13 protein-coding genes are annotated in these 15,144 nt (G+C 42.4%); 9 read left to right on the forward strand and 4 right to left on the reverse strand.

The features are described 5' to 3' along the window. Positions 1–36 precede the first annotated feature (36 nt). From VB732_RS04320 to VB732_RS04335, 4 genes are all read right to left on the reverse strand, one after another. A complete protein-coding gene (locus tag VB732_RS04320; protein WP_323229595.1) occupies positions 37–1,872 on the reverse strand; it encodes an ABC transporter ATP-binding protein in 1,836 nt (611 codons plus the stop codon). Beyond that, complete coding sequence (locus tag VB732_RS04325; RefSeq protein ID WP_323229596.1) at positions 1,873–3,054, reverse strand: glycosyltransferase family 4 protein; 1,182 nt, start codon at positions 3,052–3,054, stop codon at positions 1,873–1,875. Between the two features lie 56 nt (positions 3,055–3,110). Continuing rightward, the gene (locus VB732_RS04330) at positions 3,111–4,373 is read right to left on the reverse strand and encodes a glycosyltransferase family 4 protein (protein WP_323229597.1); all 1,263 of its coding nucleotides are present in this window, start codon (positions 4,371–4,373) and stop codon (positions 3,111–3,113) included. A gap of 62 nt (positions 4,374–4,435) precedes the next feature. Next, positions 4,436–5,713: a glycosyltransferase family protein gene (locus VB732_RS04335; protein WP_323229598.1), complete on the reverse strand. Its 1,278-nt coding sequence runs from the start codon at positions 5,711–5,713 to the stop codon at positions 4,436–4,438. A gap of 423 nt (positions 5,714–6,136) precedes the next feature. Here VB732_RS04335 and VB732_RS04340 point away from each other — a divergent pair, with 423 nt between their 5' ends. The 9 genes from VB732_RS04340 (at position 6,137) to VB732_RS04380 (ending at position 15,143) form a co-directional block, all read left to right on the forward strand. After that, positions 6,137–7,672 (forward strand): HAMP domain-containing sensor histidine kinase, encoded by a 1,536-nt coding sequence (locus VB732_RS04340; protein WP_323229599.1) that lies wholly within the window; start codon positions 6,137–6,139, stop codon positions 7,670–7,672. 17 nt (positions 7,673–7,689) lie between these two features. Further along, entirely contained in the window at positions 7,690–8,358 is a 669-nt protein-coding gene (locus tag VB732_RS04345; protein WP_323229600.1) for a response regulator transcription factor, read from the forward strand. Between the two features lie 170 nt (positions 8,359–8,528). Then, positions 8,529–9,659, forward strand: a complete 1,131-nt coding sequence (locus VB732_RS04350; RefSeq protein WP_323229601.1) for a HAMP domain-containing protein — start codon at positions 8,529–8,531, stop codon at positions 9,657–9,659. Between the two features lie 319 nt (positions 9,660–9,978). Next, entirely contained in the window at positions 9,979–10,437 is a 459-nt protein-coding gene (gene rsfS, locus VB732_RS04355; protein ID WP_323229602.1) for a ribosome silencing factor, read from the forward strand. Then, entirely contained in the window at positions 10,434–10,934 is a 501-nt protein-coding gene (locus VB732_RS04360; protein WP_323229603.1) for a CGLD27 family protein, read from the forward strand. Before rsfS ends, VB732_RS04360 begins: the two co-directional genes overlap by 4 nt. 91 nt (positions 10,935–11,025) lie before the next feature. Further along, a complete protein-coding gene (locus VB732_RS04365; RefSeq protein WP_323229604.1) occupies positions 11,026–11,979 on the forward strand; it encodes an asparaginase in 954 nt (317 codons plus the stop codon). Positions 11,980–12,430: 451 nt separating this feature from the next. Then, entirely contained in the window at positions 12,431–12,535 is a 105-nt protein-coding gene (locus tag VB732_RS04370) for a group I intron-associated PD-(D/E)XK endonuclease (protein WP_323229605.1), read from the forward strand. Positions 12,536–12,767: 232 nt separating this feature from the next. Continuing rightward, positions 12,768–13,148: a transposase gene (locus VB732_RS04375; RefSeq protein WP_323229646.1), complete on the forward strand. Its 381-nt coding sequence runs from the start codon at positions 12,768–12,770 to the stop codon at positions 13,146–13,148. A gap of 198 nt (positions 13,149–13,346) precedes the next feature. Beyond that, positions 13,347–15,143 (forward strand): ABC transporter ATP-binding protein, encoded by a 1,797-nt coding sequence (locus tag VB732_RS04380; RefSeq protein WP_323229606.1) that lies wholly within the window; start codon positions 13,347–13,349, stop codon positions 15,141–15,143. The last annotated feature ends 1 nt before the right edge of the window (position 15,144 follow it).

Genomic DNA, 15,144 nt, shown 5'->3' on the forward strand with positions numbered 1-15,144 from the left:
TTATTCTCTCTGCACAATATGGAGCGCCATAATGGGTTATTTCATCCGAGAATTTGGCTTTTCCTCAGTTCGGATTGCAGTTTGCATTTGATACAATGCTGCATAGCGACCATTGTGTTTCATTAATTCCTGATGAGTGCCTTGTTCTAGCACCTGCCCATTTTCTATGTAAAGAATTATATCTGCGCGAGTTGCAAGATATAGATCGTGAGTAATTAAGAAGGTGGTGCGGTTTTGCGAAAGCCTTTGTAGAGCATCAACGATCGCTTTCTCGTTACCTTGATCTAGCCCAGTTGTGGGTTCATCTAGAATCAAAATTGGAGCTTGACGAATAGCAGCGCGGGCGATCGCAATTCGTTGGCGTTGTCCACCTGAAAGGGTTGCGCCTCGTTCTCCCACAAGTGTGTTGTATCCTTGGGGTAAAGCTTGGATGAAATCATTAGCATTAGCTAGACGAGTAGCTGCTTCAATTTCTGCATCTGACACGCCGGCAATACCGTAGGCAATGTTTTCTCGAATAGTCGCGGCAAATAAGAGACTATCTTGCAAAACTACACTAATTTGTGGGCGTAATGATTCCAATGTGTACTCTCGGATATCTCGCCCATCAATCATGACTTTACCCATCGTCGGCTCATAAAGTCGTAATAATAGACTGACTAAAGTAGATTTACCACCGCCGGATGTACCAACGATCGCTACTTGCTGCCCTGGTTGAATCTTTAAATTGATATCTTCGAGCAGAACTTGTCCTGGTTCATAGGCAAAGTGAACATGATCAAAACAAACCTCACCTCGGAAAATTGGAGCCGGTATTGCATCCGGTAAATCTCGGACATCAGGTTGCTGGGATAATACATCTAAAATTCGCTCACCAGAGGCAGCAGCTTTAGCAAGTCTTCCGGTGTACTTAGCAAAGTTCTGAACCGGCTTAAAGGCATTCTTAAGATAAGTAAGAAACACCAGCACATCACCCGGTGTCAGAGCATTTTGCAATGCCAGCCAAGAGCCGTACCATAAAACAAGTGCTGTTCCTAGTGCAATTACAGCATCAACAGTTCGTTCGAGATGAGCCGCAAGACGTTGGGTTTTGACGCTTTCCTTGAGGCTACGCTGATTTTGTTGAGAAAAAACTCGCGCAAAGGCATCTTGCAGTGAGAGGGCTTTGACCAATTTTATGGCAGCAATTGACTCAGCCGCCGTCGCCGCCACAGCCCCTTCTTGTTTGCGTTGCCTTAATGAAGACTCTCGAATTCGCTGACTCAGCCGATTTGTGACTAATGCAAACAATGGTAAAGTGAGCAGTGCAAGTAGGGTGAGGCTGCGATTTATCCAAAGCATCACGCTAATCATGCCAAACAGCGTCAGAATGCTTACTACCAATGGTAATGCTGCCGTGATCATAATTTCTTGCAGACGGCTAGCATCGCTACTCACACGAATAATTAAATCGCCGCTACGAGCTTTGGTGTGGTAAGACAAAGACAAATCTTGAAGATGACAATACAGATGATTACGCACCTCAGTCATAACTCGGCTACCTACTGTTGCTAGTCCGACGGTACTCCAATAAGCGGCAAGTGCGCGTAATCCGGTAATGACAAGGACTGTAACTGCTGAAACTGTCAGTAATGTAACTGGTTCCAAGCGATCAATTAATGGAATATTGGTAGGTTGATCGCCTCGAATTAGAACGTAATCAAAGACAAACTTTAGGGGCCACGGTTCCAGCACCCGTAGTCCGACATCCGCAATTAGAGCGATCGCAGAAATCAAAAGTAGTCCATACTGTTTTTGAATGTAAGGCCAGAAATAACGTAGTATTCCCCATAAACCGGGAATAACTTTTTTCTGTGGCTTTGAACGTCCCATTTATCCTCTCATCTCCACTTGGAATTGAGGTGGAGTATTTAATCCAGCTATATGCAAAATCTGTTGTGCGATCGCCTCCCAAGTGTGATGTTCTATAACCGTTTTCCGTGCCGCTTGTCCCAAAGAATGGCGCAAATGAGGCGATCGCCATAATTTTTCTAATGCCTCTGCTAAGGCGATCGCATCACCTGGTGGACAAAGAATCCCATTCACCCCTGTGTCAATTAGCTCAAGCAATTGCCCAATACCACTAACAACTACTGGCAAACCAGCCGCCATATATTCATAAACTTTCAACGGTGAAAAGTAAAAATCGGATTCAGCCGGATATGACGCAACAGCAACATCCATTGCTGCTAATAATTGGGGAATTTCATCAGGATTCACTGCTCCGGTGAATTTGGCATGAGAGTGTAATCCTCGTGCCAATAATTCGGTTTCGAGATTTTCCCGTTCGGGGCCATCGCCAACAATCAAAAGTTTGGCATTGGGAACTTGTTGATGCAGTTGAGCAAAAGCTGCTGTGAGAATTGGCAATCCATGCCACGGTTTTAATGTGCCGACGAATCCCACTGTAAAGGTTTCTGGTTGTGTTGAAAACGCACGATCAAAAGTAGAGAAGCGATCGGGATTTACACCATTTGGGATGACATGAACTTTGCTACTTTTGACATAGTTCATTAAGTAAGTTTTCACTTCAGATGAAACAGCAATTAGCGCTGTAGCCGCTTGAAAAACCCGATTGGCAACCTTTTCAGCGCTGTGACAATCAATCAACCCGCGATGCTTTGCCTGTTCTGCAATCAGAGGTGAATTTACTTCTAATAATCCGGGAATTCCCATTGCTTGGGCAAATTCCATTGCGCTATAACTCCAAAGGGAATAACGCTCATAAATTAGGTCAAATGGGCCAAACATCTCCAAATCTAAACGCAAATCGGGATTAATCGATAAGGCAACTTGCTCTCGCACAGCCCGTTCTAGTTTTGGGATGGCTGGAAGCTGATGAACTGAAACATTAGTTAAATCTGCGGATGGCTTTCCACCTATACGAGTGGCAAACAAATCAACCTGAATATCTTGCCGTTGCAATGCTCTAATTACTTCTTGGACATGAATAGAGCATCCTTTTTGCCCAAATACAGGAATTCCCGGATCGGCACAAACATAAGCAATTCGCACGCTTTACACCTCCTGAACTACTTTTAAATAATTAGTTATTCGCAAACATTCTTTAATTACGAATTACGAATTACGAATTCTTTTAACGTCATAGGTTCAGCCGCATCGAATATTGCTCGTAATTCTGCGCTATTGCGATGAATGTCAAACTCAGATTCAATCAATTGTCTGGCTTGTTTTGACAATTTGACTCGCAAGGCGGGATTGCTAAGGAGTTGTTGAAGTGCGATCGCTAATTGTTCGGCATCATGTTGTGGGACAATTAATCCAGTCTGGCGATCGCGCACTAATTCGGGAATTCCAGTCACATCTGTACTTATACAGGGCGTTCCCAATGCCATTGCTTCGAGTAAAACTGTCGGCAAACCATCTCGGTTGCCATCTTGTCCAATAATATATGGAGCTGCAAATACAGCAGCTTGCTGCACCAATTTAAATACATCATTTTGAGGACGTGGGCCGACAATTTCCACAGTAGATTGCAGCCCTAAATCTTGGATTTTTTGCTGCAATACAGGTTCTAATGATCCAGTCCCCACAATTTGACATTGGAAATCACAATTTATTCGCTTCAAAATCGCACAAGCATCGATTAAAATAGATAGCCCTTTCTTCTCAATTAATCGACTGACTGAGAGAATCAATGGAGGACGATCAACCGGGGAAGAATATTCTAATTGTCGTAAATCTAAGCCATTGTAAATGCGTTGAATTCGCTTTGCACCATAAGTTTTTTGCAAATAATTGAGGTTATAGTCACTAACAGTCACTACTGTGGCAGCATCTTTAAGTTTGCGTTGCATATCTTCCAATTCAACGCTTTCATGAAAGATGTCTTTAGCATGAGCCGTGAAGGTATAGGGAATGCCCGTAAAGTGAGATGCTAACCGAGCTACACTGGTTGCAACTGTGCCAAAGTGAGCGTGAAAATGGGTGATTTTTTTGAGTCGCGCTTCCCGTGCTAGCCATGCAGCTTGATAAACAGTGCTAGCTTGTTCACCTTGAGCAAATGCCAACTTTGACCAAAAATCTGGAATAACTTTACTGGCTTCTTGTAATTCTGCCCAAAAATAGCTTGCTGCTGTGGGAGTAAGACTATTTAGGGATTCACTCATTCGACCTTGAATTGGTTTGCGAATGTAGTTTACGCTAGCACGTACCTGGGAAATAATATTTTGAAAATGAGTGTCACACGGTGGTCTTAAAGCAAAAATTTCAATATCTAAACCAGCCGCTTCATGAGCCAAAATTTCATTAACGACGAAGGTTTCAGAATAGCGAGGATAACGTTTAAGAATGTAACCAATACGGACTGACATAATAATTCGTAATTCGTAATTCGTAATTAGGAAGGTTGTTTTTTAGGTTCCCCAATTTCCTTTCAAGAAGCTTGTTGGGATGAATGATGAGCAGAGATTAGTATTTCGTTTACGAATTGAGGAATGCGGGTAAGTCCATTAAGATCGATACAATTACGGGCTTGTGGCGGCTCAACTTTCTGCATTAACCAGTCTGTCAATGCTTGAGGTTTCAGATGATGCGGGTGCAGCATATCAATTAAACCAAGTGCCTGTAAGCGTTGGGCCCGGATCAACTGCTCTCGACGGGGCTTGATTCGCGGTACAATGAGCGATCGCTTTTGAAATGACAGCAATTCGCAAGTTGTGTTGTAACCACCCATAGCAATGACGCGTTCAGCCTGATTCAACAACAGCGTCGGTTCAGCTAAATATTTCAATACCCGCAAATTGGAACGTTTAGCAGCATACTTTTGAAGCTGTTGCTGTACTTTTCGCGGCATGAACGGCCCTGTCAAGATGATCCCACTCATCCCTGGTGGTAGTTCAGCACAAGCAAATGTTTCTGCCAGACGCGCTCCATCTTGTCCGCCTCCCACCAAGCACAACACGAATCGTTCAGATGGCAGATTTAATGATTTCAATGCCTGAACGCTATCCATATCTACGAATTTCAGACGGCTACGCTGGTCAAGATAGCCAGTGTAGCGTAATTTGGCTAAAGTCTTTGCATTGAAGCGATATTCCTGTGCTAGGTCATAAATGGCTGGATCACCATATACCCAAACTGCATCATAGTAGGTTTGAATCGCCTCTTCATTAGCTATTCTTTTCCACTCTCGATGCACAGATGTAGGGTCATCTAACACATCCCGTAAACCTAAAATGCAGTGCGTTTTTCCTTGGGTACGTAAATAATTTAGTGTTGGTTCTAGCTCTCTCACCGCTCCTCGCGGTACATTATCCACAATTAGAATATCGGGTTTAAAAGTTTTGATGGTGGTAAGAATAACTTGCGATCGCAGTGTAATAATTTCCTGCAATGATAGATCCAATCGTCGTGCCTGATATTGCCCATCAATATTTTTATGTAGAGCAGGTAGGGTCAAACAATCAACTCCTGGTGGGGTTGGTACATTGCTGGCATCTTGTATCCCACTAATCAGCAAAACATCAATTTCTAGGGCTGAACATCCTAATGTTTGAGCAATCAACAAATTACGCCGCTTATGTCCCAGTCCCATCGTGTCGTGCGAATATAAAGCAACGCGACATTTACGAGCATTGCTAGATAAACTACTAACCTCTGAAGACGCTATGCTAGCCGACGTTCGTGCTATTTTTTTAACGAAATTTTTCATGTGTACTCCTGACAAACTTTTCATCCGGTGGCTGACGACTTGCAAATTGAGTTAGCACTTTTATCCACATTTTAATTTTTAAATATTGAGATAAATTTATTAATTAATGATAACCTTGCTCTATAAATTACATAGGATAAAATCCTTCCTAATATTCATAGTTTATTTCTGATAAATTATTTATCATTTTCGTTAACACTAATAATTTTATTTTCAAAAATTATTAATTTCTAAACCTAAAATTAAAATTAGGTTATTATTTTGTTAACAAAAGTTAAAAGCTACTTTATAAACTATCAATTTCTCATGAAACGTACATGAGAAAATAATGAAAATTCTCTCATCAATAATTAATTAGTGGATTGGAAGACTTAAACCGAGGATTTGATAAATTTAAACGGCCTAAAAAGAGGATGAGTAAAAATGAGCAGGGTAATAAACCGTTTTTGCGATCGCATGTCTGTTTTCAAAATATCTCAGTTGCTTTTAGTTTGGCAGCAACTATTGGGAGAAGCACGCACCCGGATTCTGCTCTGGTACTTGCTGATTTTAGGAATAACGTTTCTTACCGCTATTCCGGCATTTCACTATCACCTATACCAGCGCATTGACGAGCGTGTTCGTCAGGAGATGGAAGCAAACATGATGGCTTTCAAGGCGTTGATTAAGGGTGAAAAATCTGTAACAGAGAACAGACTTACTGATGATAACTTAGTCTCTGGAGAAGAAAAAATTACTGCTCCAGCCTCCGTAGAAGAATTAATCAAGCTTTTTAGAGCTTATTTGTTGTATCAGCGACTAGAAGATGAGTCTTACTTTATAACTTTTATAGATGGTGAATTCTACAAATCTAGTCCTAACGCCCGCCCTAAGCTTTTAGCTAGAGACTCATTACTGATGAGACGGTGGGCAAAACAGACCCAAGCAGAACAGGGAGAACAAGAATTTTCCACCCCGTATGCTAGTAATATTATTTACATGGTGGAACCGATTAAGATTAATGGACAAACACGGGGAGTCTTTGTTGTTGCCCACAATAGCACTGGAGAAAGGACAGAAGCCTTAGAAGCAGTCACTGTGATTCTTGAAGTTTTCAGCTTAGTGTTTGTGGTGTCGTTAATCCTTACCTGGTTTGCTGCGGGGCGGATACTCTCTCCTCTACGGACAATTCTCACTACAGCTCATGCCATTAATGAGTCAGATTTAACTCAGCGTTTACCTACGCAAGGTAAGGGAGAACTGGGGGAACTGGCGAAAACATTCAACGAAATGATGGACAGACTAGAAGCAGCCTTTGCTAGCCAGCTTGAATTCGTGAACGATGCTGGACACGAACTGAGAACTCCCATCACTATTATTCGTGGACATCTAGAACTGATGGGAGATGATCCCCAAGAACAACAGGAAACCGTGGCATTAGTCATCGGAGAACTAGACCGGATGAGCCGTTTGGTTGATGATATGATTTTGCTGGCAAAAGCAGAACGCGCCGACTTTTTACAGGTAGCAACAGTAAATGTGGCAGATTTAACCAAAGAATTATTTGTTAAAGCCCAAGCACTGGCAGAGAGAGACTGGCAACTAGACTCTGTAGCCAAAGGTCAGATTGTTGTTGACCGTCAAAGAATTACCGAAGCCATGATGAATCTAGCCCAGAATGCTACTCAGTATACTAAGGAGAGTGATACTATTTCCATAGGTTCAGCGATCGCCAAAGAAAAGGTGCGCTTCTGGATACGCGATACAGGCGAAGGCATTCCACTGGTCGATCAAAAACGAATTTTTGAACGCTTTGCCCGGTCTTCCAAAAGTCGCCGTCGTTCAGAGGGGGCTGGGCTGGGGCTGTCTATTGTGCGAGCGATCGCAGAGGCTCACTCTGGCCAAGTATTACTTCGTAGTCAGTTAGGAGCAGGTTCGATGTTTACCATCGTTTTACCGCTCGATCCCCCCAATAAATAAGCCTCAAATAAGCATCTATGCCCAACATTCTCATCGTTGAAGATGAACCCCGGATTGCCTCGTTTATTGAGAAAGGGTTGCGATCGCAAGGGTTCACAACAACAATTCTCACAGATGGGTTGTATGTGCTAGATGTGTTGGAAAGTGGAACCTTTGACTTGTTAATTCTGGATTTAGGGTTGCCTGGAAAAGACGGATTTCAAGTACTCGAAGAACTGCGCGGACAGGGAGAAGACATACCTGTGATTATCCTCTCTGCTAGAAGTGATATTCACGACAAGGTTGCTGGGCTAGAAGGAGGTGCAGATGATTATGTTACCAAACCCTTCCGATTTGAAGAACTGTTGGCGCGGGTAAGGTTACGGTTGCGAAGTACTAGACCTGCCAGAGATGCCCAAGAGTTTATCCTCAAAGCTGGTAATATGGAGCTTAATTTGCGAACTCGACAGGTAAAAATAGGCGATCGCCTAATAGAACTACCTGCCCGTGAATTTGCTATGGCAGAAATGTTTTGCCGCCATGCAGGACAAGTAATCAGTCGAGAACAACTCCTTGATTATGTTTGGGGTTACGACTATAACCCAGGTTCTAATATTGTCGATGTGTATGTTGGTTATCTCCGTAAAAAACTAGGTAGCAAACTGATTGAGACAGTTAGAGGCATGGGTTATCGCTTGCGAACGTAGTGCTGAGTGCTGAGTCCAAGGTAAAGAATTTCCCAATACGCTTTTTTCTCTCCCTGCCCCTCTGCCCCCTGCCCCTCTGCCCCTCTGCCCCCTGCCCCTCTGCCCCCTGCCCCCTGCCTCCCCTGCCCCCTACTGGAACGCATTCAAGTTCATCAAGGTCGTGATTGATTATGAAACAGCATCACAACTTCGATGATCTGGCTTTTGGTCGATCAAATAGCTCTTTGCAATCAAATAACTCCAGTCCAAACACAAGCAATTCTAGATATTGGTTTAGCCATCTCAAGGTTGGTCAAAAGATTGGCATTGGATATGCACTAATTGTAAGCATTGCTGTGCTGGGAACTAGCATTGGGTTTCTGATTGCAGATTATTACCAGCGACAAGCACAGAAGCGCGAAGAAGCGGCGATTGAAGAGTTATATAAGATGTACCAACTCAAAACCATCGTGTTTCGTGTTCGTACCAACCAACACAAGCTGATTTTATACATGGCTCAACCAAAAAGATGGCAAGAACAATATACTTTGTTAGTTAACTATGTTGAGCAAGCTAGACAAGTTTGGTTTGAGTTCAAAACTAACTACAGCATTGACAATCCGAACCTATATGATTCTGTAATTGAACAAGAAGCACTTCACCGCTTGTTGCAAGTCCACAAAGGCTTTGATACTTACTTACAGCGCACAGAGGCTCTGTTTCACGATCGCAATCCCAGTAAATTATCACCAAACGAAATTAGGACAGCACAAACTCAACTGTTCAATTTCATGCATAGCTCATCAATTTTTATGATTGATGATTTTCTTGATGACATCACCAACCTTGTTGAAGTCATCGCCCAGGAGTATCAGCAAGCAAATTGGGAACTGCAAAGGGCAGAGAAATTACGTCTAAATATTATTTTAGGCAGCTTGTTAGTGTCGATTGCGATCGCCACATTATTAGCAATTTACACCAGTCAGGCCATTGCCCGTCCTATTCAAGCAGTTACCCATGTTGCTCAACAGGTTATAGAGGAATCTAATTTTGATTTACAAGCACCCGTAACAACTAATGATGAAGTTGGCATCTTGGCTAATTCGCTCAATCGTTTAATTTTGGAAGTTCAGCAACTTATCACAGTCCAAAATGATGCTAACGAACAGCTAGAAGTATACAACCAGGTACTAGAAGAGAAAGTACGCGAACGAACACGGGAGTTAAATGAGAAAAATCTCAGCTTAAAGATGGCATTAGAGGAATTGCAACGTACTCAAGTTCAACTCGCAGAAACTGAAGAAAATGGCGATAAAACCTGAAAAATAAATCTTTTGACGGGGAAATAGCCTATATTTCACCCCAAATAGTCAATTAATCCCCAGTGGGGCAACACTATATTTCACCGGAAATCCTTGCTCAAAAGCCATTGGCTAATTTATCACTACACAATAGCCATCCGCAACTGCTAATTGCTATTGTCAAAATTCTAAGCAGTGAATTATCAAACTAGACCCCATAGACTCCCGTTTTTTTGTTAGTATTCAAAAAAACCTATTGACACATTTTCAGATCAATTGTTTGTGATTTGTAAGTAAATGTAAACAATTGTTTCCAAAGAAAAAAAGCACCTGAGGTTTAATGACTGATTATTTCCAAGGAAATTTCCCATTACAATCCGTCCCACTGACGAAGAGTGTGGTAAAAAGCCACGCCCATACCGAAGAGGAAAGCGGAAAATTAGCTGCAACGATAGCAGAAGCTGGATCAGACCGCAAAGCGGGTGAGATTTTATTGCTCAAAGTAGCAGAGGTATCTTATCTAGCCGATTACTTTGTGATGATGACTGGCTATTCTAAAGTACAAGTCAGGGCGATCGCTCAAGCAATTGAAGGAAAAGTCGAAACTGAATTGCAACGGCGTCCTATAAGGACAGAAGGAAAACTTGAGGGGAGTTGGGTACTACAAGACTACGGTGATGTGATAGTTCACATCATGATGCCCAAAGAACGAGAGTTTTATAATTTAGAAGCGTTCTGGATTCATGCAGAACGTATTTCCCTTCCAGAATCTGATGAGGGTGAAGGTAAGCCAACATGATTAGGTCTTCGGTTTCAAATTGCCCAGTTCCTACAGACCAACAACCGCTAAATGAGTACGAAGAGTTAAAAACTTCCTGGCTGTTTCGTGATAGTACTTTAGATTTGCGCGAGTACATCACGAAAATTGTTTGGATCTGGGGTTTATCTTGGCTGATTGCAGCGCCTGTAGCAGCAGCAAGTTTTCCTCCTCACAAGTATATTGCACATTTTATTCTTTGTGGTGCAGCAACAGCCAGTGTTGGGGTAGTACTAGCACTGGTGAGGTTGTACTTAGGCTGGTTTTACGTGTGCGATCGCCTTTGCAGCCCCACAGTCTTTTATGAAGAGTCTGGCTGGTACGACGGCCAAACTTGGACGAAACCACAAGAAGTCCTCAACCGCGATCGCTTAATTGTTGCATACGAAATCAAACCGATCTTGCGGCGATTGCAATTTACCTTCGCTAGCTTGGCGGGAATGTACGTTACTGGTACGATAGTTTGGCATTTGTTTTAAAGAGTTATTGGTCATTAGTCATTAGCTAAGGACTAATGACCAATAACCAATGACTAAAAATTAATTAAAAAAAGGTGATAAATATAAACCCATGACAATGGGAAAACGAACTCAAGCCACAGCAATGGAAATCCGGTTGCTGCGGGAAGGTATTATTGAATCCAGGCATATAGCCCAGGCTGTTGTATGTGACGATCGGGGACGCGTTCTAACCGTTGCCGGCAACTCTGAAACTGCTGCATTTATCCGTTCAGCCCTCAAACCGTTTCAGGCACTTGCAGTCACCACCACAGGTACACTGGAACGCTATGACCTCAGCGATCGCGACTTAGCGATTATGACAAGTTCCCATAAAGGAAGAATAGATCAAGTCCGACAGGTATTTAACATCCTTTGGCGGGCTGATCTTGACCCCACCATACTCCAGTGTCCAATTCCTGAAGGTAAGCACAGTCCTCTGGAATACAATTGCTCTGGAAAACATGCGGGAATGTTAGCTGTTTGTCAGCAACGCCGTTGGCCCTTGAATAACTACTTGGATCGCAAGCACCCAATACAGCAATTGATTTTGGGCAAAGTAGCAGAGTTGCTGCGAATGCCAGCTGCGGAATTTATCAGCGCTCATGATGACTGTGGCGCACCCACTTATCTGATGCAACTCGGTCACATGGCATCTTTATATGCCCTGCTAGCCTCCAGTACCAATCTAGATATGGAGCGCATCGTCCGGGCTATGACTCATCACCCCGCGATGGTAGCAGGAGATGGAGAATTTGATACGGAACTAATGCGCTTAACTCCAGGGGAACTGGTTAGTAAAAGTGGTGCTGAAGGAGTCCAGTGCATTGGTAGACTCGGTGAAGGCTTGGGATTAGCAATCAAAGTCATGGATGGGACAAAACGAGCCAAACATGCCGTTGCGATTCACCTACTCAAGCAAATGGGTTGGATTAGTCCTAGTGCCGCCGAAAGCCTCTCAGAAAAGTTTGCCACCTTGGGAAAATACACCCGTTTAGAAGTAATTGGAGAATTATCGTTTTTGTAGTTGCCAAACTCTTGACTATAGGTTATTATAAATAAGTCGAGAGCAACGCGGGATAGAGCAGCCTGGTAGCTCGTCGGGCTCAACGGGCAAAGTTAACTACACGCTTATTAGTTAAGTTTGCTATGGGCGGTACATAAAGAAACTTATGTGCGTTTATCTGTCAAACTCGGGGAAGCCAATAGCGCGGTAATCCCGAACCAAGCTCCAGAAATGGAGAAGGTGTAGAGACTGGAAGGCAGACACCCTAACGATAATGACGAGGGTGAAGGGACAGTCCAGACCACAAACCAGTTAAGCTGGGCAACGAAAGTTGTAGTTGGTAAGCATAACCCGAAGGTCAGTGGTTCAAATCCACTTCCCGCCACCAAATGAATGATAAAGCAAAGCCCTGTTTTCTTAAAAGATTGCAGGGTTTTGTTTTGTGCTGATTGTCAGCTACTCAGTTTTACAAATGGACACAAAGCTTAGGGGAGACATAGCAGAACAAGCTGCTGTTCTTCATGCCTTAAAGCGTACTTGGGGAGTTTTAAAACCTTTTGGCGATCGGCTACCTTAAGTAGTTAAACATAATTAATTACACAATGTCATTGCGAATGTAGCGAAGCGAAATGAAGCAATCCCAGCCGCAAGCGAATTGCTATCTCTACGAGACGCTCCGCGAACGCTTCGCTCGCAATGACTGTAATTAATTTTGTGTGGTTACTTACGATCTAGGATTTGATGTAGAGGGAACTCTAATTAAAATCAATACCTTCGCCAAAAAAAGAGTATGAAGAGATAGGGCTGCTATCTTATCACTGCTACAGTGCCTGGTACCGCAGATAAACGCAATAACAATGCGGCAATTGAACCAAGTAATCCTGGGCATGTTAGCGATGAGTGGACGAGTCACGATGTTGGGAATCTCTCGTTGGACAAGCACTGGTGGCAGTTACCCTTCAATGTTGAGATTCTTTCATACAGTAATACCTTGGGCGACGTTATTTTGGCTATTTTTCCGCAAGCATTTGTTCCGTGCAAATGAAGTGTATTTGCTTGCAGAAGATGAAGTTGTAATAGGTAAATCAGATAAACAAACTTATGGGCTGGATAGATTTTTTTCTAGCCTAAAGAAACTGAGAAATCACTTAAAAAGAATCAAAATTGGCATTAATTTTATAAATCAATAGTTGGTATTTTGCTTTTTTGCACTGCTAAAGTCAGTAAATCATAATTTTAATGAAATTTGTTAGTGCTAAATTACTTAAAAACAATTATTGCTAGGTTAAAAGTCGTTTTTATAGTATACTGCTTTCGCATAAGTTTCTCAATTAGTTTTGATTAAATTATAACTCTCAAAACAATCCTGGCTAAGATTTGGCGACGTTATGAAAATTGGTCTAAAGCAGTTTGGGAATTTATTAATAGACTATCTCAAGCCTCAAAAGGGACGCGTTGCCAAGTTTGCGATCGCTCTATTAGCTAGTATCGGCTTGCAACTCCTCAACCCGCAAATTCTACGTAATTTCATTGATACATCTGTAGCAGGCGGCTCAGTGCGAAACTTATTCACTGCCGCCTTTCTATTTATTGGTGTAGCTTTAGCGACGCAATTAATGTCAATTACAGCTACATACTACGGTGAAAACGTTGCTTGGACAGCTACTAATGCCTTACGTGCCGATTTAGTTGAGCATTGCCTAAAACTCGATTTATCTTTTCATAAGGCTTCGACACCTGGTGAATTAGTGGAACGAGTGGATGGTGATATTCAGAATCTTTCAAAATTTTTCTCGAAATTTAGTGTTTATATCTTAGGCAGTTTGCTGTTGATTTTGGGTGTGATTGTGGTGATGTTCGCCGAAGATTGGCGAGCTGGTATAACTATTTCATTTTTCGCTTTTATAGCATTATCTACACTAATTCGTCTGCGTTCCATCGCCGTTCCTCATTGGGGAAGCTATCGCCAAGTCAATGGAGAGTTTTTCGGATTTTTGGGTGAACAACTAACTGGCATTGAAGACATAAGGGCAAATGGTGCAAAAAATTATGTTATGCATCGCTTTTACAAAATTCTGCAACGTTGGTTGCCAACTTATCACAAAGCACGCTTTGCTGATACTATCCTCTGGACTACAACCAACGGCATATTCACGCTAGGTAATGTCATTGCTTTAGCTGTAGCTCTTTACCTTTGGAATCAAAAAGCGATCACTATCGGAACTGCATATATATTTTTTTACTACACTACTCTTCTAAGTGAACCTATTGAGCAAATTCGCATTCAGTTAGAAGACCTCCAACAGGCAGAAGCCAGCATTTATCGTATTCAAGACTTATTAGGAGTAAAATCACAACTGAGTGCAGGAGGCAAAGAGCGACTTCCTGATGGCGCACTTTCTATTACATTTGAAAATGTCTCATTTAGCTATAACGATGTCCAAGGACAAGCCTCTACGAGTCTACGCATCAACAAGCAAGATACAAAACCAGAATTGATCCTGCAAGATATATCTTTCCATTTACCGCCTAGTCATGTATTGGGACTATTAGGACGTACAGGGAGCGGTAAAACGACTTTAGTACGTTTATTATTGAGGTTATATGACTCACAATCAGGCACAATTCGCTTGGGGAATGTGGACATCAACCAGACTCCTTTAACAGACTTACCTAAGCACGTCGGGTTAGTAACTCAGAATGTACAGTTATTCCAAACTACAGTCCGCAACAATCTGACCTTTTTTAACCAAAATATCAGCGACGAGCGCATCTATGAAACCTTGGGGATGCTGGGATTATCTGCATGGCTAGATTCATTACCCAAAGACTTAGACACTGAATTGGGGCCTGATAGTAGTGGCTTATCAGCAGGACAGGCGCAATTGTTAGCATTTGCCCGTGTTTTTCTCAAAGACCCTGGTCTAGTAATTTTAGATGAAGCGTCCTCACGCCTCGATCCTACAACAGAAAAATTCATTGAAAAAGCTATAGACCAGCTATTGATTGGGCGTACTGGCATCATTATCGCTCACCGATTAGCAACCGTGCAAAGAGCAAATCAAATTCTGATTTTAGACAAAGGTCGGGTAAGCGAATATGGGTTACGGGAAGAATTACTTGAAAATTCTCATTCACGCTTTGCTCAATTACTCAAGACTGGTTTGACAGATTTATTAGTTTAAT

It is taken from the genome of Nostoc sp. UHCC 0252, from assembly GCF_034931145.1.
Lineage (GTDB): Bacteria > Cyanobacteriota > Cyanobacteriia > Cyanobacteriales > Nostocaceae > Nostoc.